Origin of the sequence: Lentzea alba (assembly GCF_011067745.1) — a bacterium.
Lineage (GTDB): Bacteria > Actinomycetota > Actinomycetes > Mycobacteriales > Pseudonocardiaceae > Lentzea > Lentzea alba.
Map to the genome: position 1 here is coordinate 201,796 of NZ_JAAMPJ010000005.1, position 24,900 is coordinate 226,695.

Consider the following 24,900-nt stretch of genomic DNA (forward strand, 5'->3'; position numbering starts at 1 on the left):
GGACATGGCTGGGGATGAGCCGAACATCACTGGTTTCGCGGTGCTTCCCTTCGCGGGCGGTGAAACGGTTTACAAGTGGTTCGAGAACGGCAAGGGGCCGAGTCAGAGCACGGCGCCGTCCGCGCAAGCCTGGCGTGACCTGTCGACCGGCCACACCGACGTCTCGAGGCTGATCGAAAAGGCCGTCAAGGACTCCGGTGCCTCGTGGGAAGGCGCAGCGGGTGACGCTGCCCGCAGCAACACCTCCCCGCTTGCCACCTGGGCGGACGTCACCGGGCAGTCCGCGACCTCTGCGGCGACGACTTCGGACTCCGTGGGACAGGCGTACGCGAACGCCAAGAACGCGATGTCGAAGCCTCCGACCGTTCCGGACAAGCCGTTCCTGAACGACCTGGCCTTCTGGGAAACCGACTACGACGAAGCGGTCGAGAAGAACCAGCAGGTCAGCGAAGCGAACATGCGGGCGTTCACGCAGTACGGGGACGCGGTGACAACTAGCACGAGCTCCATGCCGACATTCATCTCGCCGAACGCCGATGACGCCAACATGGAACAGCAGGGCGGCAGCGGCGAGAAGAAGATCAGCGAGGTCAACCAGAAGCAGACGCCGACACCGAACATCGGTACCGGCACCGGCGGCGGCGACCGGAGCGGCTCCCAGGACCAGACCAACCAGTCCGGGTGGAAGCCGCCCACGGACAGCACGAACCCGTCGTGGCTCGAGCCTGGTGCCCCGCAGACGCAGTTCCCGCCCGGCGACCCGAACGACCCGCGCAACCGGCCTCCCGGTGGCGACCCCAGCATCCCGCCCGGCGGACGGTTCGACCCGAACGACCCGCGCAACCGCGGCCGGTTCGACCCCAACGACCCGCGCAACCGGCCCAACGGCCCCAACGCTGGTGGACGTGGGCTCGGCGGCGGGCCCGGCGGTGGCGGCGGTACCGGTGGTGGTCGTGGTGGCGGCGGTGGCGGCGGCGGTGGGCTTGGTGGTGCCGCGGCGGCTCGTGGGGCCGGTGGCCTCGGTGGGCCTGGTGCCATGGGCAGCGGTAGCGGGTTCGGTGGCGCTGCAGGTGTGGCCGGTGAAGGGCGTGGCGGTGCCGGTGGCTTCGGGCCGGCCGGTTCCGGGGCGGCCGGGGCTGGTGGCCGGGGCGGTGCGGGCATGGGTGCCGGCGGTATGGGTGCCGGTGCCGGTCGCGGTGAGGGCGAGGAGGACAAGGAGCACAAGTCCGCGTCCTACTTGCAGGAGACCGAGGACATCTTCGGTGACGGAACGATGGTGGCTCCGCCGGTCATCGGCGGCTAAGGAGAGAACGTGCTGAGAAGCAGGGTCGCCATCCCTGTCACGGCGCTTTACCAGGCGTGGCAGGCCGCGGGTCTGCCGTCGCTGCACCGTGCGCTGCTCACCCAGGTCGACTTCGACGAGGATCTCCTCGAGTCGGGCGACGTGAGCGAGCTCGAACGGCTGCAGCGCTCGGCCTGGGCGCACCTCGAGCAGTACGGGCTCGCGCGCGGCAACCAGGTCCACCCGGACCTGGCCAACGCGCTGCGGCTCGTGGTCGAGGCGGGTGTGGAGTACTGGGCGTTCTTCAGCTTGAAGGACGGCCCGCAACAGAGCGTGCTGGTCGTGACGAACGGCCAGGACGCGCTGCGGATCGTGCTGACGCCGGACCAGCAGTTCGTGCTCGAACCGGTCCGTCCGGACGAGGCACCGCAGGCACTGGTCGGCGCGCTGCCCCCGGTACCGGCGGGCAAGGGCAGCCCGATCACGCTGCCCGAGGACGCGATGAAGCCCAAACCGCGGCAGTCGTACGAGGACACCGGCTCGTTCATGCAGCAGAGCCGTCCGACCAGCACGCCGAACGACCACCTGGTCGCGCAGCTCAAGGAGATCATGGGGCAGCCGCGCACGGGCGGCGGCCAGGTCTACTCGGCCAAGCGCGACCACCTGGGGCGCAAGCAGCGTTGCGTCGCACCGCTCACGTTCATCGACACGCCGAACGGGCGGTACATCGCGGCCAAGAGCGAAGGCTGGCTGCGGGTGCAGCCAGCCGACTTCGGCACGTTGGCGCGGATGACCGCGACCATGCCGTAAGGACAGTCAGGAGAACGCCACTTCGGCCGGGTCGCAGCTGTGGCCCGGCCGAAGTCGTCAGGAGAACCGCAGCGCGTCGGGGCCCAGCTCGGCCGGGCTGCGGTGACCCGACAGCCCGAGCGTCAGGTCGAAGTCCGCGAGCAGACTGCGCAACACGTGCCGCACCCCGACCTGACCGCCGTGCGCCAACCCGTAGGCGAACGGCCGTCCGACCATCACGGCCTTGGCCCCCAGGGCCAGCGCCTTCACGATGTCCGCACCGGTCCGGATGCCTGAGTCGAACAACACGTCGACCTGCTCCCCCACGGCTTCGACGATCGACGGCAACGCGTCCAGCGACCCCACCGCGCCGTCGACCTGGCGCCCGCCGTGGTTGGACACGACGACACCGTCCATTCCGAACTCGACGGCCTTGCGCGCGTCGTCCGCGTGCTGGATTCCTTTCAGGACGATCGGCCCGTCCCAGTGCTCGCGCAGGAACGCCAGCTGGTCCCACGACTTGTCGGTACCGGTGAACAGCTGCACCCACCGCAGGATGGCCATCGGCAGGTCCTCCTCGGGCGACTTCTGCAGCCCAGCGCGGAAAACCGGGTCGCTGAACGGAATCGCCGTGCCCACGCCACGCAGGAACGGCAGGTACGCCTGGTCCAGGTCGTGCGGCCGCCACGCCAGTGTCCACGTGTCGAGCGTGACGACCAACGCGGTGTAGCCGGCCTTACGCGCGCGCTCCAGCAGTGACGCGCACACGTCCGGGTCGTTCGGCCAGTACAGCTGGAACCAGCGCGGCCCGTCGCCGGACGCCTCCGCGACTTCCTCGATGGTGTGCGAGGAGGCCGTCGACAACACCATCGGCACACCGAGCTCGGCCGCCGCTCGCGCGGTCGCCAGCTCACCGTCCGGATGCAGAATCGACTGCACACCAACGGGTGCGAGCATCACCGGCGCCGGCAGCTCGGTGCCCAGCACCGAAACACCGAGATGCCGCTCGGTGGCGTTGGTCAGCATCCGCGGCACGATCTGCACGCGCTCGAACGCGGCGCGGTTCGCCTTCACGGTGGCGCCCGAGCCCGCACCTCCCGCCACGTACCAGAACGGCCCCGGCCCCAGCCTGTCGCGCGCGGACTGCTCCAGCGCGTTCGGATCGGTGGTGAACGGCGGCACCGCGCCGCCGAGCCCCTGCAGGTAGATCTCGTTCTGGTACGCGGCGAATGAGGTCATGCGCCTAGCTTGCTACGAAACCGGCTGCACCAGGAAGAACTCGTTGCCGAACGGGTCGGAGAACCACGTCGCGCGGTCACCCCACGGCATGGTCTCCGGCGCCGCCTTGACCCGCACCCCCTTCAGCTCGAACGAAGCGACGTCCCCGTCGATGTCGTCGGTGATCAGCGAGATGCCGCAGCCCATCGAGAAGGACACGTTGGGCGTGTCGTTCACCGACAGCGCGAAGGCGGTCTGGGCACCGGGAGGAGCGACGGTCAGCCAGCGCATGCCCGCCTCGTCGCTGTCCTGCCGCTTCTCCCAGCCCAGCACGCCCACGTAGAACGACACCGCTTCGTCCAGAGAGCGGACGTTGACGGTCACCGAGTGCGCATGAGTAATCATGCGAAGGACGCTAGGCGCGCACCCCCGCCGGGCGCTTCTTCGAAACTGCTCGTCGTGGCCAGCGGGACTCGAGCCACAACGCCACCGGAGCCGCGGTGACCACTGTGGACGCAGTGCCCGCGATCAGGCCGATCAGCAACGCCGTCGCGAAGTCGGCCAGGGAGCCGTCGCCCAGCACCAGCAGCGCGGCGAGCACGAAGAGCACGCCGATGCCGGTGTTCACGGTGCGTGGCACGGTCTGGACGACCGCGTCGGACACCACGTCCGGATACGGAGCCTTCAGACGGGACCCGCGCAGTTCGCGCAGGCGGTCGAACACGACCACGGAGTCGTTCACCGAGTAGCCGATCACGGTCAGCAGGGCCGCGAGGAACACGCCGTCGGCGGTCTTGCCCATCCACGCGAACACCCCGACCAGCACCAGCACGTCGCTGAGCAGGGCGGCGACGGTGGCGAGGCCGAGGCGCCAGTCGAAGCGCACGGCCAGGTAGCCGAGCTGGGCGAGCACGGCGATGGCCAGGCCGATCACGGCGTTGCGGCGCAGTTCGGACGACAGCGACGGGCCGATCAGCTCGTTGCTGGACTGGCGGGCGCCGCCGTCGACGGCCGAGGACACGACCTGACCGATTTTCGACGACTGGGCGTCGTCGATCGGGCCGGTGCGCAGCGAGACCTCGTTGCCGGAGGAGGACACGACCACGTCGGAGAAACCCGCGTCGGACAACGCGCCGCGGACCCGGCCGGCGTCGATCGGGCCGCCCGCGGTGAAGTCGAGCATGCGGCCGCCGGTGAACTCGACGCCCAGGTTCAGGCCGCGCACGAACAGGCCGGCGAACGCCACGAGCACCAGCACGCCGGCGCTGATCAGCCACCGCGACGGGCGCCGGTACAGCACGATCGACAGCCGCTGCCGGACCCAGCCGAGCGTGTGCAGGCCGCTCAGCCGAGGACGCTTCGACACGAACCGCGTACCGAGCACCCACACGACCAGCACGCGCGACAGCACCAGAGCGCTGAACATCGACGCCAGCACACCGATGGTCAAGGTGACGCCGAAGCCCCGGACCGGGCCCGTGGCCAGCCAGAACAGCAACCCGGCTGCCAGCAGCGTCGTCACGTTCGAGTCGGCGATCGCGCTCAACGCACCACGGAAACCACCCTCCGCGGCACGGCGCAGGTTCGGTTTTCGGGCGTACTCCTCGCGCGCTCGTTCGAAGATCAGGACGTTCGCGTCGACCGCCATGCCGATCGCCAGCACGAAACCGGCCAGCCCTGGCAACGTCAAGGTCGCGCCCACCGCCAAGAGCCCGGCATAGGCCACGCCCGCGTAACCGACCAGCGCCACCACCGCCAGGAACCCGGCCAGCCGGTACGCGAAGATGAGGAACACGGAGGTCAGCGCGATGCCGATGATCGCGGCCTGGGCACTGGCCTCGATCGCGTCCGCGCCCAGGGTCGCCCCGACGGTGCGCTGTTCGATCACCTCGACCGGCACGGGCAGCGCGCCGGAACGGATGACCAGGGCCAGCTCCTTGGCCTCGTCGGCGGCGAACCGGCCGGTGATCGTGGTGGCACCGCCTGCCTGACCTGCGCCGCAGGGCGTGTCGAGGCTGACTTCAGGCGACGAGATGGGCTTGCCGTCCAGCACGAACGCGATCTGCCGGCCGGGAGTGCCGGACGGTTCGCAGGCCGCCTCGCCGGTGACCTTCTGCCACTTCGCCGGCGCGTCGCCCTGGAACTGGATGTTGACCACGAAACCCGCGCCCTGCGGGTTGCGGACGGCTTGAGCGTCCGAGATGCCCTCGCCGGTCATGACGGTCTGGCCGTCCCGCTGGACCACCAGTTGCGCGGTGCGGCCGAGGACCTTCACGGCCTCTTCCGGGTCCTGGACGCCGGGCAGTTCGACGACGATGCGGTTCTCGCCGGAGCGGGCGATCACCGGTTCGGCGACACCCAGTGCGTCGACGCGGCGGCGCAGGACCTCCAGAGAACGGTCGGCGGCGTCGGAGTCCCCTTTGGCTTCGAGGACGATCTGGGTTCCGCCCCGCAGGTCGAGGCCGAGGCGCGGATCTGTGGTGAGCAGCAGAAAAGCGGATGCGACGAGGACCCCGAGCGCTGTGAGACCGCGCACGAGCAGCCCTCGTCGCGCGTTGTCGCGCGACATGGGTGAGTGAGCCTTCCGGGATGAAAGTGGTTGCTGAGAAACGGGTTTCAGCGACCGGAAGGCGGTGAACGGTCCCGCTGCGGGGTCCAGTGGACGCCGTGCGGCAGGTGGTGCACGTGCCGGGTGTAGGCGACGACGAACCGCTTGGGCAGCGCGGGCTTCGCGACCGGCGGCACGTCCATCGGCAGCTGGGCCTGCGGCACCTGGGCTGCCTGGAGGTTGTGCGGCTTCGGCGCGGTGACCGGCAGGTTCGCGAAGTCGTGGCCGTGCCGGATGACCGAGCCGTCGGCGAGCGCCGGTTCGGCGGGCGCGGCGATGATGAACAGCTGGCCGAGGAACAGCAGGAACGCGAGCGCGACCGCGTTGCGACGCATCACCGCTTCCTGCCTCCCCCGACGTACACGAGCGCGCCACCGACGACAGCGCACAACCAGGAAAGCACAAGCGGCTGCATCGTGGTGGCGCCGAAGAGCAACGCGACCGTCCAGCCGGTCAGGATCACCGCGGACGCGGCGAGCAGCGACACCGTCACCACGAGCTTGCGCAGGCCGAACAACACCGTGAACGGACGCAGCCGCAGGCCCACGACGACGCAGCACAAGACCAGTGCGCCGGTGAAGAACCCCAGGTAGGGCGTCGGCCGCGGCATGCCCGCGATCAACGCCAGTAAACCGCCGCCGACGAGCAGCAACGAGAGCGTCCGCAGTGCCCGCCACACCTGCGGCTTGTTCAACTGCGGCGGCGCGGGCCTGGCGGACCGCCGCCGTTGCACGGTCGCGAGGTTCGCCTTGGAGTCGGCGTCGGACGGGTCGAGCTTGATCGCCGCGCGGTACGCGTGCTCCGCGGTGCCCCAGTCACGCATGCGCAGCGCCGCGTCGCCGAGCACCTGGAACGCCCGCGGCTCGGTGGACGCGAGCTGGGAGGCGTGCAGCGCCGCGTCGAACGCCTCCACGGCGCCGTCCGGGGAGTTCGCGAGGACCTCGGCCAGCACGACGTAGCAACGCCAGTCGCCCGGCTTGCGGCGCACGGACTCGCGCGCAGCGACGGCGGCCTCGGCAGGACGGCCGAGGTCGCTCAACGCCAGCGCGGCCAGCCGCTGCGGCCACGCGGGCTCGCCGTCGAGGATCATCGCGCGCTTGGCCGAGTCGAGCGCCTGGTCCGCCTCACCGAGATCGAGGTGGGCGGCCGCGAGCCGGCACCACGCCTCGGCGTGCCGAGGGTTCGCCGCCACGAGGGGACGCAGCAGGTCGATCGCCTGCTGCGGCAACCCCTCGGCGGTCAACTCGGCTGCACGCAGCAGCACGGCGGTCGTCGGCTCGGACACGCCGCACAGTGTGACAAAGCGCGTCCGAGCCTCGAACGGGTGACCTCAGCGAGCGGTGCCGAACCAGCGGGTCAGCTCGGCGTCGAGGCTCTGCTGGTCGTCGCCGGCCCACGCCACGTGCCCGTCCGGACGGATCAGCAGCGCGGGCGCGTCCAGCTCCTCGCTGACGTCGACGAGGTGGTCGACCCGATCCGCCCAGCCGCCCACCGACAGCGCACCGGTCTGGTCGAGCAGAATCCCGCGACCGGCGTGCATCTGGGCGTAAAGCCCGCCCCGCTTCAGCGCGAGGTCCCCGATCCGCCGCCCGACCAGGTCGTTCGGGGAGCCGAAGTCGTACCGGATCGCGACCGCGATGATCTTCTCGACCAGGTACTTGTTCACCTGCTCGAACGACACCAGCTCGGTGAGCAGCCGCCGCACCGCCTGCGGTCCCGGCTCGACCTTCATCAGCTCGATCTGCGCTCGGGTGTTGTTCAGCACCTCCTCGGCCACCGGCTGCCGTTCGGCCTCGTAGCTGTCCAGCAGGTCCGCGGGCGCCCAGCCGTGCACGGCCGCGGCGAGCTTCCAGCCCAGGTTGAACGAGTCCTGCACGCCCAGGTTGAGGCCCTGCCCACCGGTCGGCGGATGAATGTGCGCCGCGTCGCCCGCGAGGAACACCCGGCCGGACCGGTAACGCTCGGCCAGCCGGGTGGCGTCACCGAAGCGGGACATCCAGCGCGGATCGTGCACGCCGAAGTCGGTGCCCGCGATCTGGACCAGCTGCCGCTTGAAGTCGTCGAGGGTCGGCATGATCGCGCGGTCCTCGCTCACGCCCTCGGCGGGCACGATGACCCGGTAGGTCCCGGTGCCGCCGATCGGGCCGATGCCGAACCGCTTGTGCGTCTTGCGGATCTCCAGCATCAACGGCATGGCCTCCTCCCAGGGCATGCCGATCTCCATCTCGCCCAGCAGCGTCTCCACCCGCGAGGGTTCGCCGGGGAAGTCGATGCCGGCGAGCTTGCGCACGGTGCTGCGGCCGCCGTCGCAGCCGACCAGGTACCGCGCCCGCAACGACGTGCCGTCGGCCAGCTCGACGGTCACGCTCTCGTCGTCCTGCGACAACCCGGTCACCTCGGCGCCGCGCCGGATCTCGGCCCCGACCGCGGTGGCGTGCTCGGCCAGCACGCGCTCGATGACCGGCTGCGGCAGGCCGAGGACGTGCGGGTACTTGGTGTCGAGCCGTTCCGGCGCGGGCTTGTCGAGGCCGGCGAAGAACCCGGCGAGCGGGTGCGTCGTGCCGGGCTCCAGCACCAGGTGCGCGAGGCCGCGCTGGTCCAGGATCTCGATGCTGCGGGCGTGCAGGCCGAGTGCCCTGACCACCTTCGTCGGCTCCGGGTCCCGTTCCAGCAGAACCACGTTCACGCCGTGCAACCGCAGTTCGCCAGCCAGCATCATGCCGGTCGGTCCACCGCCGGCGATGATGACGTCGATCATGGAGTCTTCCCCATTTCCCCAGGTAGATGACGTTGGCCGGGAAATGATGAAGCACAGGTGGGGTCTTGTGGCAAGGCCCCCGGTGCGCTATATGTTGAAGTGGGAGGAGAGCCGGGCTCGCCTCCTTTCGTCGTATCTGGGGGTGCGACCTGGTTCGCTGGTACTTCGCCGGCCTCGTGCTGTCGTTCTTCGGGACGAGCGCGATGATGCTGGTCGCGGGGATCTGGATGAAGTCGCTGACCGGCAGCGACGCCCTCGCCACGCTCGCACTTCTGTGCCTCTACGCGCCGGGTGTGCTCTCGCCGTGGATCGGCCGGGTCGCCGACTCGTATCGCAGCAAGCCGCTGCTGATCTGGACGGATCTCGCGATCGTCCCGGCGCTGGCCGTGCTGTTCTTCACCGACGAGCCGTGGGTGATCTTCGCGGTCCTGCTGCTCTACGGCACGAAGTCGGTGCTGGTCAGCGCGGCGGAACCGGCGTTGCTCGTGGCGATGCTCCCCCAGGACCAGCTCGCCAGGGCCAACGGCCTGCGCATGTCGTTGCAGGAGGGCATGAAGCTCGTGGCACCGCTTGCGGGTGCCGCGCTGTTCGCGGCGTACGGCGCGTGGCCGGTGGTGGCGATCGACGCGCTGTCGTTCCTGCTCGCGGCGGCGGCGACCAGCATGATCAGGGTCGACGAACCACCGCCCGCGCCGCGCGAGTCCCCGAGCTGGCCCCACCTGAAGGCGCTGACCTGGCCGATCGCCGGCGCGGCGACGGCGTTGTTCGCGAGTTCGCTCAACACCGCCGCCGCGTTCCCGCTCGTGGAGAAGGGCCTGCACCACGGACCGGAGTTGCTCGGCGTGCTGGCCGCCGCCCAGGGCGCGGGCTCCGTCCTCGCCGGGCTGACCGGGAAGCGCGCCGACGTGCGGATCGGTCTCCTGCTCATGGCCGTGGCCGCGCTGGCCAGGACGATCGCGTGGCTGCCGATGGTGCTCGTCTCGGGGTTCGTGGCCGGCATCGGCCTCGCCTGGACCGTGATCGCGGTGGCCACACTGGTGCAGCGGAACACCCCACCCGCGGTGATGGGCCGGGTCAGCGCGACCGCGATGAGCCTCGTGTTCGGCGCCGTGCCGCTGGGACTCGCGGCGGGCGCCGCTCTCGTGGCGCACCTCAGCTTCGCGGCGATCTACGTGATCATCGCCGTGCTCACCGCGGCGGCGGCGATCTGGACACGCGGGGGCCGGGCGCGCCGCTTCACTGCGCACCAGACCCCCGCGCGGCGGGCGACCGACCAGGTGGAGTGATCAGTCGCAGGTGGTGGCGGTCGGCGGCACCTGGCAGAGCCGGGCCGCGAAGCCACCGTTGCGAGCCACGGGCACCGTCAGGGAATCTCCCGCCGCGACACGTCTGGTGTCGAACGCGATCTTGCCCGTCGGGCTGTCGTGGTACAGCTCGACCAACCACGAGCCGGCGCCGAGGAATCCCGTTCCGACCGATTGGTCACGCGGATCACCCGCCACCCCGGCACCGAGGAACCAGGTCGTGCCGGAACGGCGGGCCAGCACCGCGAGCCTGCCCGGATCACCGGCGACCAGCCTGGTCTCGTCCCACGCGGCCGGCACGGTCCGCAGGAACTGCTCGGCCACCGGGTACGCGGCGTAGCTGGAGATCTTGTCCGCGAAGTGCTGGACGCCGGACTCGTACAGCACACCCAGCGCTAGCTCCGCCGCGTCCGAGTTGGGTCGCACACCGGAGAACGTCACCGGCGTGAAGTCCATCGGGCCGGTCAGGTTCCTGGTGAACGGCAACGTCAGGTAGTGCTCGATCGGGAACGGCTCTCGGCCAGGACGCGGTTTGGTGCCCTCCGCGCCCTTCACCGCCTCGACGGACAGCACGTGCGGCCAGGTGCGTTCGACGCCGCGCGGAATCGGAGCGCCGTGGAAGTTCAGCATCAGCCGGTACTTCGCGGCCGCCGCGTACACGGCGTCGTACCAGCGCATGCGGTCCTGTCCGTCGGACTCCACGAAGTCGATCTTCAGTCCGGCCGCGCCCCACGAGCGGTACAGGGCGAAGAGCCGCTCCCGTTCGCTGTCGGTGTCGATGGTCTGCCACCGCACCCACAGCCAGGTCTCCACGCCTCGTGCCTTCGAGTACGAGATCAGCTCGGGGATCCAGTCGGCGCTCCACCCGGAGTCGACGAGGTTGTACCGGTAGCCCTGACGAGCCGCGTAGTCGGCGTACTGCTTCTGCAGAGCCAAGTTCCCCGTGCCGTCGCCCCACCACGACCACACCGCGGTACCGGGCTTGATCCACGAGGTGTCGGCGATCTTCGACGGCGACGCCAGTGACGTGATCAGCGAGCTTTCCGTCAACGAGGCCAACGACCCGACGCCGAGCACGCGCCAGGGCGTGGCCAGTGGACCAGCCGAGGTCTCGGCCGGATCAGGCAACACGAGCCGATAACGCGACCCGTCGTAGGTGACGCGCGAACCGCCGTAACGGCCGTCGAGATCAGATTCCGCGAGCAGCAGCCACGAGTCGCCAACGCGGAACAGCGCCGGATAGCCGTACTCGACGCCCTTCTCGGCAACGCGAACGTGCGCGGACTCGTAGTCACCCCGCCCGTTGTCGTACGGCAGAAGGAACTTGTCAGCCGTTGACGGCACCACGAACTCGGACGCCTCACCGAGCACAGTCGCCCACTTGTCCGACGGCAGCACGTACTTGTACGCCACGCCGTCTGCGGACGTGCGCACCACGACGTCCAACCGCGTAGCCAACCGTTGGAGGTGGAACGTCGTCTCAGTGCCGACGTAGGTGTGCTGACGCTTCTTACCGGAAACGGTCGTGTACGAGTCCTGGACGAGCCGTGACGACGACCCGATGAACTTCAAACCCGAGGTCAGGTCGGCGTCAGCGGTGCGAATGCCCAGCGCGGACGGCTCCAGCACCGTGGAGCCGCCGCGCCGGACCGAAAGGCTCAACCTCCCCTTGTCGAGCCGGACGAATGCTTCTGGTGCAACGGATTGAGAACCAACAGGCGCGGTTACGCGCCACTCACCGGATTCCGCGATGGCGGGAGTCGTTCCGACCAGCGCGCCGGCGGCGGTCGCACACACTGCCGCCAGCACGACCGATCTGTTGCGAGACCCCATGCTTGTCACTCCCTACAGCGTGGCGGCGGTAGGTGGACAGGGTTGGGAAAGCGCTTACCAGACTAGGCCAGCAGCCCGCTCGACTCCAGATGACTGAAGATGACTCGCGTGACCGGCGAAACCCGGTCCGCATCGGCGGTGGTGAACCACGCCAGCTCGGCGATCTCGCTCGCCGGCTTTAACTCTCCGGCGAAAGTCGCCGTGTAGCAGGTCATCCGCACGGTCTCCCCCTCGGCACGACCGTGCGCCTGAGCCTCGAACACGCCGATCAGCTCAGGCCCGGACACGTCGACGGACAGCTCCTCGCGGATCTCGCGCACGAGCGTCTCGACGTCGGACTCCCCCGGCTCGCGTTTGCCGCCGGGCACGTAGAAGGTGTCCTTGCCGTGCGAACGGGCGACGAGCACCCGGCCGTCCACGACGTGCACCCACGCCACCTTGTCGATCACATGCCCGACCTTAGGCCGAGGCGAGTTCCTTCACCACGCGCTGCGCGTCGGCCCGCGACTCGACCGCCAGCTCGCGGAACTCGTGCATCTGCGGCACCACGTCCGCCAGCGTCAACTCGGCGTGCACGAACTGCAGGTCGTGGTCGAGCCCGACCATCGACAGCACGGCGCGCAGGTACGGCTCCTGGAAGTCGAAGCCCTCGCGCGGCGTGCCCTGCTTGTACGAGCCACCACGAGCCGTGACGACGACAACGCGCTTGCCGCCCCACTCGAACGTGCCGTCCTCACGGGCGAAGTGCGCGGAGGTCGCGATCTGGTCGATCCAGGCCTTCAGGGTCGACGGGATCGAGAAGTTGTACATCGGCGCGCCGATGAGGATCACGTCGGCGGCGTCGACCTCGGCGATCAGACCGGCCTCGATGCCCTGGTCCGTGCCGTCCTTGTGCGGGATCGGCGACGCGTGCAGGTCGCGGTAGGTGTAGCCACCGCCGGGGTTCACGGTCCGCCAGACGTCGGCGAACTGACCTGAGATCTCCCTGGTCACGGACCCCTCGTAGCGAATGCTCGTGTCGATGTGCAGCAGATTGGTCATACCAAGAACATACGAGCGAAGAACTTCCGAGTCAAGATGTTCTGAGTCCAGAACATCTGCGCCGGGATGTAGGATGGACCACATGGAGGACCAGCAGCTGATTTCCGCTTGCGTGGAGAAGTGGGACTTCAACTGGCTGCTGCACCGCGCCACCCAGCGGGTCGGGGCCGCCTTCGCCGACGAGATCACGAAGTTCGGCATCACGTTGCGCGGCCAGCTGATCCTGCAGGCGCTCGCGAACGAGGAGCTGCAGCGCACCCAGCTCAAGCTCGGGGCGATGCTCGGCCTGGACAAGACCACGCTGACCAGCGAGCTCGACAAGCTGGAGCGACTCGGCCTGATCACGCGGGTGCCCGACCCGAAGGATCGCAGGGTGCGCACGCCGGTGATCACCGACGAAGGCCTGGAGCTGCAGAAGCAGGCGGGAGCAGCGCTCGCCGAGGTCGAACGCGGCTTCCGCGCCCGCTTCTCCGATCAGGAAATGGCGATCATCCACAAGGCCCTGAGCGACCTCGCCCGCGGCGAGGGCCCGATGCACGGTTCCTGCATCTAGGCCAGCGAGCCCAGATCCGCCTCTCGCAGCTGAGTCGGCGTCACGGTCGCCTGCGCGTCCACCAACGCGCTCAGGGCCGTGCCGTCGTCCCAGACGTTGACGTTCATGGCCGCCCGCAGCCGCCCTTCGCGCAGCCAGAACGCGATGAACTGCCGTGACGCCAGATCGCCGCGCACGACCAGTTCGTCGGAAGGGTCCGCCAGGCCCCGGTACTCCATGCCCAGGTCGTACTGGTCGGTGAAGAAGTACGGCGACTTCTGGTACGGCTCGTCCAGCCCGATCAGCGACCCCGCCACGTGCGTGCCCTGGTCCTTCGCGTTCGCCCAGTGCTCGACCCGGACCCGGTGGGTGTGGCGCGGGTGGGCGTGCGCCGCGATGTCGCCGGCCGCGAACACGTCGGGCACGGACGTGCGCAACGCGGCGTCGACGGCCACGCCGCCGTCCGCGAGCTCCAGACCGGCGGCCTCGGCGAGTTCGAGTCGCGGGGTCGCGCCGACGGCCAGCACCGTCACGTCCGGGATCAGCTCGGTGCCGTCGTCCAGCCGCACGCCGGACGGCGAGAAGCCCGCCACGCCGGTGCCGAGTTTGAACTCGACGCCGTGTTCCTCGTGCAGGCCGCGGAACATCACGCCCATCTCGGTGCCCAGGACGCGGACCAGCGGTTCCGCCAGCGGGTCGACCACGGTGACGCGGCAACCGTGCGTGCGGGCCGCAGAGGCCACCTCGCAGCCGATCCAGCCCGCGCCGACGATCACGACGTGCCTGCCCTCGCGCAGTTCCGACTTCAACGTCAGCGAGTCGGTCAGCGTGCGCAGCACATGTCCTTGCGCGCCAGGCAGAACACGGGGGCGCGATCCCGTCGCGAGCAAGAGCCGATCGTAGGAACGCACTGCTCCGTTGGAGTCAACTATCGAGTGATCGCCGGGCCGCACCTCCAGCACCGACACGCCGAGTTCGAGGTCGATCTCGTTGTCCGCGTAGAAACTCGCCTCGTGCACCCACGCGGGTTCGTTGGTCTTGCCCAGCAAGATGTCCTTGGACAGCGCGGGAAGCTCGTACGGGCGACGGTTCTCGGTGCCGAACATGGTGATCTTGCCACCGTAGCCGCGGTCTCGGAGCGCGCTCGCCGCGGAGGCGCCGGCGAGGCCAGTCCCGACGATCACGATGCGTTGCGGTTCCGCCATTTTCACCCCTCCAGGTGACCAAGTCTCGTCCCACGTGCGACGCTATCCGCAGCTCGGCACGGTCGCCCGATGGAGAACGCCAAACCGTCGTCATGACCGCCGGTGACACACGTCTCTACTAGGTGAGCACCGGGACCGCCGGGCCGGTGCGCTGAGCGAGCTGGAGGAAGAAACCCGTGGGAGCCAAAGAGGAGTGGCAGGTGAGCTGCCGCGACATCGCTTCGCGCCGACGGGACTTGACGGTGTTCGTCAGCCAGGGGCACATCGTGATCAACGTGCCGCCGGGTGAAGCCGCCGTGCTGACGCCGCTGGAAGTCGGTCGTTTGCGGGCAGCGCTGAGGGAAGCCGTCGTCGCCGCGTCCGACACCAACGTGTGACCGCCGTCACAGCGTTACCTACTCGCAAGTAGGTAGATGGCAGAGTGGGCCCATGCTGACCCGCGTGCTGCTGACCCTGGCCAAAGCCGGAGTGATCCGGCCGTTGGGCCCGCGAGGGCTCTCCGGCACCGTGCGCGGATATCTGCACTGGAACATCACGCTCGCGTGGGGTTACCAGACCGGCGCCGGACGGCACCCGGACCGCGCGGCGATCATCGACGACGACGGCGTGCTGACCTACGCCGAGGTGAACGAGCGCACCAGCCGGCTCGCGCACGCCTTCCGCACCGGGGAGCGCATCGGCCTGCTGTGCCGAAACCACCGCGGTTTCATCGAGACCATGACGGCGTGCACGAAGATCGGCGCCGACGCCGTCCTGCTCAACACCGGCCTGAGCAAAGGACAACTGGCGCAGGTCGCGCAGGACCAGAAGATCGACCGGATCGTCGCCGACCGCGAGTTCGCCGACCTGCTGCCCGACGTCCCCACCTACTTCAGCGACGAACTCGAGTCGCTGATCGCCAACGGACCGACGACGCCGCTGCCCCGCCGGCCCCCGCGTGGCCGGCTGATCATCCTCACCTCCGGCACCACCGGCACCCCGAAGGGCGCGCGCAGGCCGGAACCCGCGAGCCTCGCGCCCGCCGCCGCGTTGCTGTCCCGGATCCCGCTCAAGCACGGCGACGTCATCTCGATCACCTCCCCGCTGTTCCACGCCTGGGGCCTCGCCGCGTTCCAGCTGGGTCTCGTGCTCGGCGCCACCCTGGTGCTGCGCCGGAAGTTCGACCCGGAGCAGACGCTGAAGGACGCCGAGAAGTGCACGGCGATGTTCGTGGTTCCCGTGATGCTGCAACGCATGCTGGAGACCCCGCACCGGCCGAAGCTGCGGATCATCGCGTCCAGCGGCTCGTCGCTGCCGCCGCGCGTCGCCGCCCGCACGCTCGAAGAGTTCGGCCCGGTGCTCTACAACCTCTACGGCTCAACGGAAGTGAGCTGGGCCAGCATCGCGACGCCCGAGGAGATGCTCAGGGAACCCGGCACGGCGGGACAACCACCGCTCGGCACCCGGCTGGCCATTGTGGACGATCGAGGCGAGCCGGTGGCACCCGGTGAGACCGGGCGGATCTTCGTCGGCAACGAGATGCTGTTCGACGGTTACACCAACGGCACCAGCAAGGAGTCGTTGAACGGCCTGATGTCCACCGGCGATCTCGGCTACGTCCGCAACGGCCTGCTGTTCGTGGCCGGCCGTGACGACGAGATGATCGTCTCCGGCGGTGAGAACGTCTACCCGCGCGAGGTCGAGGACCTGCTCTCGAACCTGGACGGCGTCACCGAGGTCGCGGTGCTCGGCGTGGAGGACGACGAGTTCGGCCAGCGGCTCGTCGCGTTCGTTGTCGGCGCAAAAACCCTGACGGCGGAACACGTGCGTGAACACGTGAAGGCGAACCTCGCGCGGTTCTCCGTTCCGCGGGATGTTTTCTTCGTCAACGAGTTGCCGCGCAACGCGGCCGGAAAAGTGTTGAAACGTCAATTGCGCGAACAGCGCTAGGCTCAGCCCCGTAGAGGGGGCTCGACCATGACGGTTCCCGGCCGGACCACCGATCCTCGGTCCAACGCCGTGCACAACCTGCGCGAGGCACGTATCGCTCTGGACGAAGGCAGACCAGGCGAAGCTCTGGAGTACGCCGAGAAAGCCGTTGCCGCGTTCGCCTGGCTGGACGACGTCGAGGGCGTGGCGGAGGGCGTGCTGGCGCAGTCCGTGGCACTTGGCAAGCGCGGACTGTGGCCCAGCGCGCTCGACACCATCGACCGCGTGCAGGAGATCGCGGCGGCGAACCGCCACATCGGACTGCAGGCAAGATGCAGCTTTTCCCGTGCGGTGGTGGAACTGCGGCTCGACTCGCGGGAACGCAGCTTCAACTCGTTCGCCAGGGCGCTCGGACTCGCCGAGCTCACCGGGGACAGCGAGCTGATCGGCTCGGTGCTGTTCGAACAGGCACGAGTGATGCGCATGCAGTACCACGAGCACTGCATGATCCGCACCGCGGAGAACCGCTGCAGCCTCGACGGCGAACCGTGCGTGCGCAAGCTCCGGCGCGCGGAAGCCTTGTGCGCGCAGGTGCGCGACCGGTGGAAGCAGGTCGGCGACCCGGTGCGGATGGCGATGGTCAACGTACTGCTGACACACGTGCGCATCGATCTGGGTGAACTTGACCGCGCGCACCGCAGCTGGCAGCGCGCTGACCAGTTGCTTGCCGGAAGGAACCGGCCGGTGGCCAGGGCCGAGGCGCTGATGGCGCGCGCCAGGCTGAGCGGGGCGCGGGGGCGCTACCCGGACCAGATCAGCCAGCTGACCCAGGCCGCCGAGCTCGCCATGAGCTGCCTGGCACGGGAAGTGGCCGTGCACGCCCATCAGCAGTTGAGCGAGGCGTACGAACGATCCAGGGACCTCGAACGGGCGTTGCGGCACGCGCGGCTCCAGTTGGAGCAGTACCGCTTGTGGGAGCTGCAAGAGGGGCGCGATCTGCTGCGCATGCGCGAGCACGACCTGTCGTCACGACTCGTGGAACAGTTGGCGCACAGGCGTTTCGAGCCCAAGCGCGAGGACGCCGTGGTGCGTGTCCCGCACACCGGTGAGTTGCACGAAACCGGCACGGCGGAGCACACGAACACCCGGATCGCCCGCGCGTTGCGGGCGGGGCTCACCAAGCGCGGCATCGAGGTGCTGCGGCTCGTGGCCGCCGGAGCGAGCACGGCGATGATCGCGGAAACGCTCGGGTTGTCCCCCAAGACCGTGCAGAACCACCTCCAGCGGATCTACACCACGCTTGACGTCAACGGGCGTGCCGGAGCCATCGTGTGGTGGATGAGCTTGACCAACTCCGAGTCATCTATTGTCAACTAATTGACAACTGGTCCGAGCAGACCGGTGTTCCATCGCCCGTTCGGCCGCTTGCCGTCGACGGGGTACTGCCGGTTCTTGGGTGTTTTACCCACCTCGGCGAAGTGGAATTGGGTGATGTGACGGGTAACTGGTCTGTGTCATGCTCCGTTAACAAGGTGTCCAGTTAACGAGCGAGGGGCGGTCATGACCGGGCAACGTCGCCCAGCGCCCGCCGCTGCGCGCCCCGCACCCGCACGCTCAGTGCTTGCGCAGCGCGATGCGGGCCACGTCGCGCCACAGGAGTGGATCAACACCCTCGGGATTGATGTGCTCCAGCAGCGCGGCCAGCGCGGTGCGCGCGCTGACGCTGCCGTCCGGGTCGACCTCGTCCGCCGCCCGCACGAGCAGCAGGTGGCACCGCAGCTGCTGCTCGGCGTCCAGCCGCCCGGTCGCGAGCGCGCTCTCCGCGAGCTCCCGCGCCCGGTCGACTTCCCCGTCCCGCAAAGCGAGTTCCGCTCGCAACGCGCGGGCGTGCGCGAGGAGACCGTCCTGCCGGCGCATCGCCGCGACCGTCGTCTCCACCTTGTCCAGCAACGAAACGACGTAGTCGAGGTTCGCGCCGGGCGTGCGCAGCGTGATCGCCGCCCCGGCGAGGCGGACGCGGCAGCGGTACTCGGGATCGCCGTCGAAGTCGTCGAGCATGTCGACGGCCTCACGGATGCAGTGCGCCGCTTCGGTCCGGTCGCCCAGGCGATCCGCGACCTTGGCCCGCGCCCACCAGGTGGAGATGGCGAGCCGGTCGCGGCCGAGTTCGGGCAGCCGCAGGGAAAGCTGGTCCACGACCTGTTCGGCGTCGGCCAGGCGGCCCGCCGCAGTCAGCTCCGCGCACAACGAGATGAGCGCGCGCGTGTTGACGCGACGCACCCGTTCGCCGTCACCGGTGGCCAGCTCGACGGCCTCACTCGCGGCCTTCACGGATTCGGCCGTCCGGCCGAGGCGCCGCAACGAGGAAGCGCGCAGGATCTCCACGAGCGCGTCCACCGCCGGACCGGGAGACCACGACTTGCGCAGCTTCGCCGCCGCCATCAGCAGACCCTCGTGGTCCTGCTGCCGCGCGAGCATCACCAGGCGCGTCCAGCGCACGCACCAGCCGAACATCTCCTCGTCCGACCGCTTTCCCAGCGTTTCCAGCAGGTCGACGGCCATCACCAGGTCACCGTCGTGGTAGGCGAGCAGCGCCTCGCACCACGCCAGCGCCTCGTCCTGCATCGCGGTGCGGTCCTCGTCGACCATCAGCTCGGACGGGTCGACACCGAGCACCTCGGCGAGCCTGCGCACGACGGTGGGCGACGGCACCCGTTCGCCGGACTCGAGCCGCGACACGTAGCTCATGGAGACGCCGGGGCACGCGAGGTCCTTTTGCGACAAACCGCGTTGCAGCCGGACCGCCCGCAGGCGCGCACCGAACCTCGTCAACGACTTCCTGCCCTCATCCACGGCCGCCACCTATCGAAGGAGCCCCTTAATGAAGTTGAACACTATCGCTCGAACCGTCGCAGCAGTGATCCTCAGTTTGGGCGCTGTGGCGATCGCGGTGGCACCGGCGTCGGCCGGTGAGCGCGACGGCAGCCCGATGCCGTTCACCCCGCCGTACGTGGCTCCCTGCAACAACGGGCGCTGATCGTTTTGACCGGTTGAGGTGGTCTTGCCTCCCTCGCAAGCGAGACCACCTCACCACCGGGACACCAATTGGCACACCTGGGCACACACCCGGTTGCCCGTGAGGCACCCTTGAGGGGTGACTCTGCAACTGCGCACGCCTCGTCACCAGGTGAGTCCCAAGTCGGTCCTGCTGTGGACGATGCAGGCCGCGGTGTTCTGGCTCGTGCTCTTCGTGCCCCAGCTCATCGTGTTCCTGCTGGTGGACGAGCCGCCCACGTGGGAGCTCGCCCTCCTGATCGCCACGCTCGTCGTCGGCGTCGTGCACACCGCGGTCGAGCCGAGCTGGCGCTACCGCGTGCACCGCTGGGAGACCACGCCGGACGCGGTGTACACCCTCTCGGGCTGGCTGAACCAGGAGTGGCGGGTCGCCCCGGTGTCGCGGATCCAGACGATCGACACCAAGCGCGGGCCGTTCCAGCAGTTGCTCGGGCTCGCGACGGTCACGGTGACGACCGCGTCGGCCGCCGGCCCGGTGGAGATCGAGGGGCTGGACCACGAGGTGGCGCAGCAGCTCGTGGTCGAGCTGACCAACACCACGCAGGCCACGCCGGGTGATGCCACGTGACCACGCCCGCCGGGGTGCCGGCCGGACTGCCCGCCGCACCGGAGTTCACCGAGCCGCTGGCGGAGTGGCACCGCCTGCACGTGCGCATGCTGATCGTGCGGCCGCTCAACGAGAGCATCGCGATGCTGGTGCCGATCCTCGTGCTGCTGTTCACCGGCAACGGCGAGAAGTGGCGCCTCATCGCGAGCGGCGCCACGGTCGCGGCGATCCTCGCGTTCAGCTATCTCATCTGGCGCACCACGAAGTACCGCATCACCGACGACCAGGTCGAGCTGCACACCGGTCTGCTGACCCGCAAGCAGCTCGCGGTGCCGCGTGATCGCATCAGGACGGTCGACCTCACCTCGAAGCCGGGTCACCGGATCTTCGGGTTGTCGGCGGTGCGGATCGGCACCGGCCAGCAGGACGTCCCCGGCACCGACGGCCTCACGCTCGACGCGGTGACGTCGCAGGAGGCCGAACGGCTGCGGTTGTTGTTGCTGCAGAAGACAGTCGCGCCGAAGCCGGTCTCGCCGGACGAACCGCACGCGGAGCCCGTGGTCGCGGAGTCCGAGGTCATCTCGCAGCTCGACCTGAAGTGGCTGAAGTTCGCGCCGCTCTCGCTGTCGGGTCTGGTCGCGATCGGTGCCGTGTTCGGGGTGCTGTCCAACTACGCGGACGACCTCGGCCTGCACCCGGTCCAGGACCTGTGGGAGTGGCTGTTCGAGCACCCGAGCTTCACGCTGATCGGCGCGGCCGCCGTCGCCCTGATCGTGGTCGGGCTGGTCCTCTCGATCCCGCTCTACATCCTCCAGTTCTGGAACTACCGGCTGACCCGTGAGCCGGACGGAACCCTGCGCGTGCAACGGGGTCTGCTCACCACCCGGTCGGTCTCGGTGGAGGAGCAACGGCTGCGCGGCGTCGACATCCAGGAACCGCTGCTGGTGCGGGCCGGCAAGGGCGCGAAGCTGGCCGCGGTGACGACGGGCCTGGGCTCGAAGGGCGAGAGCAACCTGCTGCTGCCGCCCGCGCCGTTGTCCGTGGCGCACCAGGTCTCGCAGGACGTGCTGAAGGTGCACGACGACCCGACCCTGCGCAAGCTCCGCAAGCACCCGTTCGCCGCGTTGCGCCGCAGCGTGATCCGGCACGTGGTGCCGTGGGTCGTGATCGCCGTCGGCCTCGCGATCTGGGCGCCGGCGTGGGCGTGGCCGATCCCGGTCGCGATCATCCCGTTCGCCGCGCTGGTCGGCTGGGACAACTACCGTTCGCTCGGCAACGCGCTCGACGACCGCTATCTGGTCACCCGCAACAACTCCCTGGTCCGCAGCACGGTCGCGTTGCAGCGCACCGGCATCATCGGCTGGCGCATCCGGCGGTCGTTCTTCCAGCGCCGCAGCGGGTTGATGACGATCGGCGCGACCACCGCGGCGGGCGCGGGCGTCTACCACGTGACGGACGTCGGCGAGTCCGACGGCCTGGCGCTCGCCGACGAGGCCGTGCCGGACCTGCTGCGCCCGTTCCTGCTCCGAGAAGGCGAATGACGGCTGAGTTCCGGGTGCTCGGCACCCTGGAGGTGACGGCACGGGGGCAGGCGATCGGGCTCCCGGCCGGCCAGGTTCACGCCGTTCTCGCCGGGTTGTTGTTGCACGCCAACGAGAGCGTGTCCGTCGAGCAGATCGCTCGCTGGTTGTGGGACGGCTCCCCGCCGAGCCCCGGTCGCGCGGCCCAGGCCGTTCACCTGGTCGTCGCGCGGCTGCGCAAGGCGTTGGGTGAGGCGAACGTGGTGGCGACAGCGGCCAACGGGTACGTGGCACTGGTCCGGCCGGACCAGCTCGACCTGCTGCGGTTCCGCGAGCTCGTCGCTTCGGGCGCGCTCGCCGAGGCCTTGTCGTTGTGGCGCGGGCCGCTGCTGCCCGACGTCGTGTCGGACTCGTTGCACCGCGAGGAGATCGCTCGGCTCGCCGCAGAACACCGGCGGCTCACCGCTTCGGTGCCGCATCAACTGCCCGCCGCCAACCCGCACTTCGTCGGCCGCGAGCCGGAACTGGCCGCGCTCAGCGCCGCGGGCCCGGTCGTGGTCGTCACCGGCACGGCGGGCGTCGGCAAGACCACCCTGGCGGTGCGCTGGTGCCAGGCCGTCGCCGATCTCTTCCCGGGCGGTCAGCTGCACGTGAACCTGCGCGGCTTCGACCCGCGCGGCGAACCGGCCAGGCCCGAGGACGTGCTGCGCGGGTTCCTGGACGCGCTCGGCGTGCCCGCCGGCCAGCTTCCCTCCACTGTGGACGAACGAGCCGCGCTGTTCCGCAGCCTGCTCGCGGGCCGCAAGATGCTGGTGCTGCTGGACAACGCCCGAGATGCGGACCAGGTCCGCCCGCTGTTGCCGGAGAGTCCCGACTGCCTGGTGGTCGTGACGAGTCGCGACCAGCTCACCGGGCTGGGCCACCCGATCACGCTGACGACGCTGACCCCCGACCAGTCGGTGGCGGTGCTCGCCCGCCATCTCGGCCACGACCGGGTCCAGGCCGAGGCGGGTGCGGTGCACGACGTCGTGGCCAGGTGTGCGGGACTGCCGCTCGCCCTCGCCGTGGTCGCCGCCCGTGCCGCGACGACGTCCTTCCCGTTGCGGGAGCTGGCGGACGAACTGGCCGACGCCCGGCTGGACGTGCTCAGCGAGGACGACTCGACGACGAACGTGCGGGCGGTCTTCTCGTGGTCCTACCGGCAGCTCTCCCCCGCCGCGGCGCGTCTGTTCCGGCTGCTCGGCGGCCGGGTCGTCGACGTGCACTCCGCGGCGGCGCTGGCCGGGGCGGACGTCCGGGACGCCTTGGCGGAACTGGAGCGGGCACAGCTCGTCAGCGAGACCGCAGGCCGGTTCGGGTGCCACGACCTGCTGTCGGCCTACGCGGCCGAACTGCCGGAACCCGGACGGGAAGCCGCGCTCGACCGGTTGCTGGACTACTACCTGCACTGCGCGGACATCGCCGACGGCCTGATGCCGTTGCCCCGCGCCGACACCGACTTCCAGCTGCGGCACCGGCCCGCCGAGACACCGCCCCTGGACACACCGGAAGACGCGATGGCGTGGTTCGACGCCGAACTGACGAACATCGTCACCGCCGTCGACACCGCGCCCACCCACGCACATCAGCTCGCGCAGACGTTGTCGCGGTACCTCTGGCTGCGCGCGGACTGGCTGACCTGGCTGCGCGTCTGCACAGTGGCGTTGCCCTCGACGGAGGGTCTGCCCGAACCCCGGCTGCGCACGCTCTTCAACATCAGCGCCGCACATCACCGCATGGGCGACTTCGACGAGGCATTGCGCTGGATCGAGCGCGCACTTCCCGTGAGCACCGAGGTGAGCCCGAACGCCCATGCGCTCGCCCTCTCCTCGATGGGCCACGCGCTGCTGGAGCAGCAGCGGTACGACGAGGCCGAGCAGTGCTACCGGGAAGCCGCGCTGGAGGCCGACCAGCCCGGCACCGAAGCGGTGATCCGGCACAACCTCGCCATCCTGTTGGGTCGCGTCGGCCGGTTCGAGGAGGCGGAACGCGAGTTCAGCGAGGCGTTCCCGTTGTACGAGAAGGCGGACCACCACATCGGGGTGATCGACTGCCACTGCAACGTGGCCGAGATGCAGCTCAGCAGGGGTGAGCTCGCCGAGGCGCTCGACAGCGCCCGCATCGCGCTGGACCTGGCGCGGGCGCACGGCAGCCGCAAGCTCGAAGCGACGTCGCTGGAGCTGATCGGCGACGCGCTCGGGTCCACCGCGCACTGGGAGCAGGCGCTCACGATCTACGAGGAGCTGCAGGAGCCCGAGGCGGACCGGGTGCGAGCCAAGGTTCAGGCCGAACGAAAAGTCTGACGGTAGGCGCTCGGCGACACCCCGATCGACGCCGCGAGCTGCTGCCTCAGCGCCGCGCCCGTCCCGAACCCGGCGTGCCGTGCGACCTGGTCGATCGGCAGGTCCGTGGACTCCAGCAGGTGCCGGGCGCGGTCGACGCGCTGCTGCGTCAGCCACTGGCCCGGTGACATGCCGGTCTCGGCGCGGAACCGGCGGGTGAACGTGCGCACGCTCATCCGCACCTGACCGGCCATCGCGGCGAGGTCGAGCGGTTCTTGGAGCCGCTCCAAGGCCCATTCGCGGGCGAGCGCGGTGGAGGTGTCCGGGTACGTCGGCACCGGGCGGTCGACGAACTGGGACTGGCCGCCCTGCCGCCACGCCGGGACGACGCAGTAGCGGGCGACCCAGTTCGCCACCTCGCTGCCGTGGTCGGACCTGATGACGTGCAGGCACAGGTCGATGCCGGCGGCGACCCCTGCGGAGGTGAGGATGTCGCCGTCGTCGATGAACAGCACGTCCGGGTTGAGGAGCACCTTCGGGTACAGCGCGCGGAACTGGTCGGTGATTTCCCAGTGCGTGGTCGCGGGCCTGCCGTCGAGCAGTCCGGCGGCGGCGAGCACGAACGCACCCGTGCAGATCGACATGATCCGCGACGCGTTCGTCGTCGTCAGCGCCTCCAGGACGGCCGGTTCGAGCCGGCCTTCCCGCGCCGGCGGGTAGCGGGTGCCCGGCACGAGCACCGTGTCCGCGTCTTGGAGCGCCTCCAAGCCGTGCTCGGGCGCGATGGTGAAGCCGCCGGTGGTCGGGATCGGCCGGCGGTCCGGCGAGCAGACGACCACCTCGTAGCGGTCCGCGAGCCGGGCGAACATGTGCGTCGACGTGCCGATGTCGAACGCGACGGACTTCTCGAGCGCGAGCACGACGATCCGGTGCATGGCCTGATTCTTTCACATGTTGGC

22 protein-coding genes are annotated in these 24,900 nt (G+C 69.7%); 10 read left to right on the forward strand and 12 right to left on the reverse strand.

What is annotated here, in order from left to right:
• Positions 1-4: 4 nt before the first annotated feature.
• Together G7043_RS19860 and G7043_RS19865 are read left to right on the forward strand one after the other, a co-directional pair.
• Entirely contained in the window at positions 5-1,303 is a 1,299-nt protein-coding gene (locus G7043_RS19860; protein ID WP_166047454.1) for a PPE domain-containing protein, read from the forward strand.
• Positions 1,304-1,312: 9 nt separating this feature from the next.
• Entirely contained in the window at positions 1,313-2,092 is a 780-nt protein-coding gene (locus G7043_RS19865) for an ESX secretion-associated protein EspG (RefSeq protein WP_166047456.1), read from the forward strand.
• A gap of 57 nt (positions 2,093-2,149) precedes the next feature.
• Here the strand turns inward: G7043_RS19865 and G7043_RS19870 are convergent, their stop codons facing one another.
• From G7043_RS19870 to rox, 6 genes are all read right to left on the reverse strand, one after another.
• On the reverse strand, positions 2,150-3,310 hold the full coding sequence (locus G7043_RS19870) for a lactate 2-monooxygenase (protein ID WP_166047458.1): 1,161 nt from the start codon (positions 3,308-3,310) through the stop codon (positions 2,150-2,152).
• Positions 3,311-3,322: 12 nt separating this feature from the next.
• Positions 3,323-3,694: a VOC family protein gene (locus G7043_RS19875; RefSeq protein ID WP_166047460.1), complete on the reverse strand. Its 372-nt coding sequence runs from the start codon at positions 3,692-3,694 to the stop codon at positions 3,323-3,325.
• A gap of 10 nt (positions 3,695-3,704) precedes the next feature.
• Positions 3,705-5,825 (reverse strand): protein translocase subunit SecD, encoded by a 2,121-nt coding sequence (gene secD, locus G7043_RS19880; RefSeq protein WP_313887977.1) that lies wholly within the window; start codon positions 5,823-5,825, stop codon positions 3,705-3,707.
• Between the two features lie 80 nt (positions 5,826-5,905).
• Complete coding sequence (locus G7043_RS19885) at positions 5,906-6,232, reverse strand: hypothetical protein (protein ID WP_166047464.1); 327 nt, start codon at positions 6,230-6,232, stop codon at positions 5,906-5,908.
• Positions 6,232-7,182, reverse strand: a complete 951-nt coding sequence (locus G7043_RS19890) for a tetratricopeptide repeat protein (protein ID WP_166047466.1) — start codon at positions 7,180-7,182, stop codon at positions 6,232-6,234. Before G7043_RS19890 ends, G7043_RS19885 begins: the two co-directional genes overlap by 1 nt.
• Positions 7,183-7,227: 45 nt before the next feature.
• Positions 7,228-8,655, reverse strand: coding sequence for a rifampin monooxygenase (gene rox / locus G7043_RS19895; RefSeq protein WP_166047468.1), 1,428 nt, complete (start codon positions 8,653-8,655; stop codon positions 7,228-7,230).
• A gap of 176 nt (positions 8,656-8,831) precedes the next feature.
• Here rox and G7043_RS19900 point away from each other — a divergent pair, with 176 nt between their 5' ends.
• A complete protein-coding gene (locus G7043_RS19900) occupies positions 8,832-9,941 on the forward strand; it encodes an MFS transporter (protein ID WP_166047470.1) in 1,110 nt (369 codons plus the stop codon).
• Here G7043_RS19900 and G7043_RS19905 read toward each other — a convergent pair whose 3' ends face one another.
• The 3 genes from G7043_RS19905 to G7043_RS19915 form a co-directional block, all read right to left on the reverse strand.
• A complete protein-coding gene (locus tag G7043_RS19905) occupies positions 9,942-11,792 on the reverse strand; it encodes a glycoside hydrolase family 97 protein (protein ID WP_166047472.1) in 1,851 nt (616 codons plus the stop codon).
• 62 nt (positions 11,793-11,854) lie between these two features.
• Positions 11,855-12,241 carry an NUDIX hydrolase gene (locus tag G7043_RS19910; RefSeq protein WP_166047474.1) on the reverse strand — a complete coding sequence of 129 codons (387 nt, stop codon included), beginning with the start codon at positions 12,239-12,241 and terminating at the stop codon, positions 11,855-11,857.
• A 10-nt stretch (positions 12,242-12,251) separates the two neighbouring features.
• Positions 12,252-12,833, reverse strand: coding sequence for an FMN-dependent NADH-azoreductase (locus G7043_RS19915; RefSeq protein WP_166047476.1), 582 nt, complete (start codon positions 12,831-12,833; stop codon positions 12,252-12,254).
• 82 nt (positions 12,834-12,915) lie between these two features.
• On the opposite strand from G7043_RS19915, the gene G7043_RS19920 reads away from it, so the two are divergent.
• On the forward strand, positions 12,916-13,386 hold the full coding sequence (locus G7043_RS19920; protein ID WP_166047478.1) for a MarR family winged helix-turn-helix transcriptional regulator: 471 nt from the start codon (positions 12,916-12,918) through the stop codon (positions 13,384-13,386).
• Here G7043_RS19920 and G7043_RS19925 read toward each other — a convergent pair.
• A complete protein-coding gene (locus tag G7043_RS19925) occupies positions 13,383-14,570 on the reverse strand; it encodes an NAD(P)/FAD-dependent oxidoreductase (protein WP_166047480.1) in 1,188 nt (395 codons plus the stop codon). The genes G7043_RS19920 and G7043_RS19925 overlap by 4 nt on opposite strands.
• Before the next feature lie 176 nt (positions 14,571-14,746).
• Here G7043_RS19925 and G7043_RS19930 point away from each other — a divergent pair, with 176 nt between their 5' ends.
• Genes G7043_RS19930 through G7043_RS47655 form a run of 3 tightly spaced genes read left to right on the forward strand, consistent with a single transcriptional unit; the run spans position 14,747 to position 17,855 of the window.
• Positions 14,747-14,947: a hypothetical protein gene (locus tag G7043_RS19930; protein WP_166047482.1), complete on the forward strand. Its 201-nt coding sequence runs from the start codon at positions 14,747-14,749 to the stop codon at positions 14,945-14,947.
• A gap of 52 nt (positions 14,948-14,999) precedes the next feature.
• Entirely contained in the window at positions 15,000-16,499 is a 1,500-nt protein-coding gene (locus G7043_RS19935) for an AMP-binding protein (protein ID WP_166047484.1), read from the forward strand.
• 27 nt (positions 16,500-16,526) lie between these two features.
• Complete coding sequence (locus tag G7043_RS47655) at positions 16,527-17,855, forward strand: helix-turn-helix domain-containing protein (RefSeq protein ID WP_207311432.1); 1,329 nt, start codon at positions 16,527-16,529, stop codon at positions 17,853-17,855.
• 237 nt (positions 17,856-18,092) lie between these two features.
• Here the strand turns inward: G7043_RS47655 and G7043_RS19945 are convergent, their stop codons facing one another.
• Complete coding sequence (locus tag G7043_RS19945; protein ID WP_166047486.1) at positions 18,093-19,331, reverse strand: helix-turn-helix domain-containing protein; 1,239 nt, start codon at positions 19,329-19,331, stop codon at positions 18,093-18,095.
• A 307-nt stretch (positions 19,332-19,638) separates the two neighbouring features.
• Between G7043_RS19945 and G7043_RS19950 the strand changes: the two genes are divergently transcribed.
• The 3 genes from G7043_RS19950 to G7043_RS19960 are packed head-to-tail and all read left to right on the forward strand — an operon-like array spanning position 19,639 to position 23,962.
• Complete coding sequence (locus G7043_RS19950; protein WP_449279970.1) at positions 19,639-20,121, forward strand: PH domain-containing protein; 483 nt, start codon at positions 19,639-19,641, stop codon at positions 20,119-20,121.
• Entirely contained in the window at positions 20,118-21,641 is a 1,524-nt protein-coding gene (locus G7043_RS19955; protein WP_313887978.1) for a PH domain-containing protein, read from the forward strand. The genes G7043_RS19950 and G7043_RS19955 overlap by 4 nt, the downstream gene beginning before the upstream one ends.
• Entirely contained in the window at positions 21,638-23,962 is a 2,325-nt protein-coding gene (locus tag G7043_RS19960; protein ID WP_166047488.1) for an AfsR/SARP family transcriptional regulator, read from the forward strand. The genes G7043_RS19955 and G7043_RS19960 overlap by 4 nt, the downstream gene beginning before the upstream one ends.
• Here the strand turns inward: G7043_RS19960 and G7043_RS19965 are convergent.
• Complete coding sequence (locus G7043_RS19965; protein ID WP_166047490.1) at positions 23,941-24,876, reverse strand: GlxA family transcriptional regulator; 936 nt, start codon at positions 24,874-24,876, stop codon at positions 23,941-23,943. The genes G7043_RS19960 and G7043_RS19965 overlap by 22 nt on opposite strands.
• Positions 24,877-24,900 lie beyond the last annotated feature (24 nt).

Excerpts from the sequence above, each read along its gene's own strand:
- G7043_RS19875 (WP_166047460.1), bottom strand. The coding sequence starts at position 3,694 with ATGATTACTCATGCGCACTCGGTGACCGTCAACGTCCGCTCTCTGGAC.
- G7043_RS47655 (WP_207311432.1), top strand. The coding sequence starts at position 16,527 with ATGACGGTTCCCGGCCGGACCACCGATCCTCGGTCCAACGCCGTGCAC.
- G7043_RS19965 (WP_166047490.1), bottom strand. The coding sequence starts at position 24,876 with ATGCACCGGATCGTCGTGCTCGCGCTCGAGAAGTCCGTCGCGTTCGAC.
- G7043_RS19870 (WP_166047458.1), bottom strand. The coding sequence starts at position 3,310 with ATGACCTCATTCGCCGCGTACCAGAACGAGATCTACCTGCAGGGGCTC.
- G7043_RS19915 (WP_166047476.1), bottom strand. The coding sequence starts at position 12,833 with ATGACCAATCTGCTGCACATCGACACGAGCATTCGCTACGAGGGGTCC.
- G7043_RS19960 (WP_166047488.1), top strand. The coding sequence starts at position 21,638 with ATGACGGCTGAGTTCCGGGTGCTCGGCACCCTGGAGGTGACGGCACGG.
- G7043_RS19860 (WP_166047454.1), top strand. The coding sequence starts at position 5 with ATGGCTGGGGATGAGCCGAACATCACTGGTTTCGCGGTGCTTCCCTTC.
- G7043_RS19925 (WP_166047480.1), bottom strand. The coding sequence starts at position 14,570 with ATGGCGGAACCGCAACGCATCGTGATCGTCGGGACTGGCCTCGCCGGC.
- G7043_RS19920 (WP_166047478.1), top strand. The coding sequence starts at position 12,916 with ATGGAGGACCAGCAGCTGATTTCCGCTTGCGTGGAGAAGTGGGACTTC.
- G7043_RS19905 (WP_166047472.1), bottom strand. The coding sequence starts at position 11,792 with ATGGGGTCTCGCAACAGATCGGTCGTGCTGGCGGCAGTGTGTGCGACC.
- rox (WP_166047468.1), bottom strand. The coding sequence starts at position 8,655 with ATGATCGACGTCATCATCGCCGGCGGTGGACCGACCGGCATGATGCTG.
- G7043_RS19885 (WP_166047464.1), bottom strand. The coding sequence starts at position 6,232 with ATGCGTCGCAACGCGGTCGCGCTCGCGTTCCTGCTGTTCCTCGGCCAG.
- G7043_RS19935 (WP_166047484.1), top strand. The coding sequence starts at position 15,000 with ATGCTGACCCGCGTGCTGCTGACCCTGGCCAAAGCCGGAGTGATCCGG.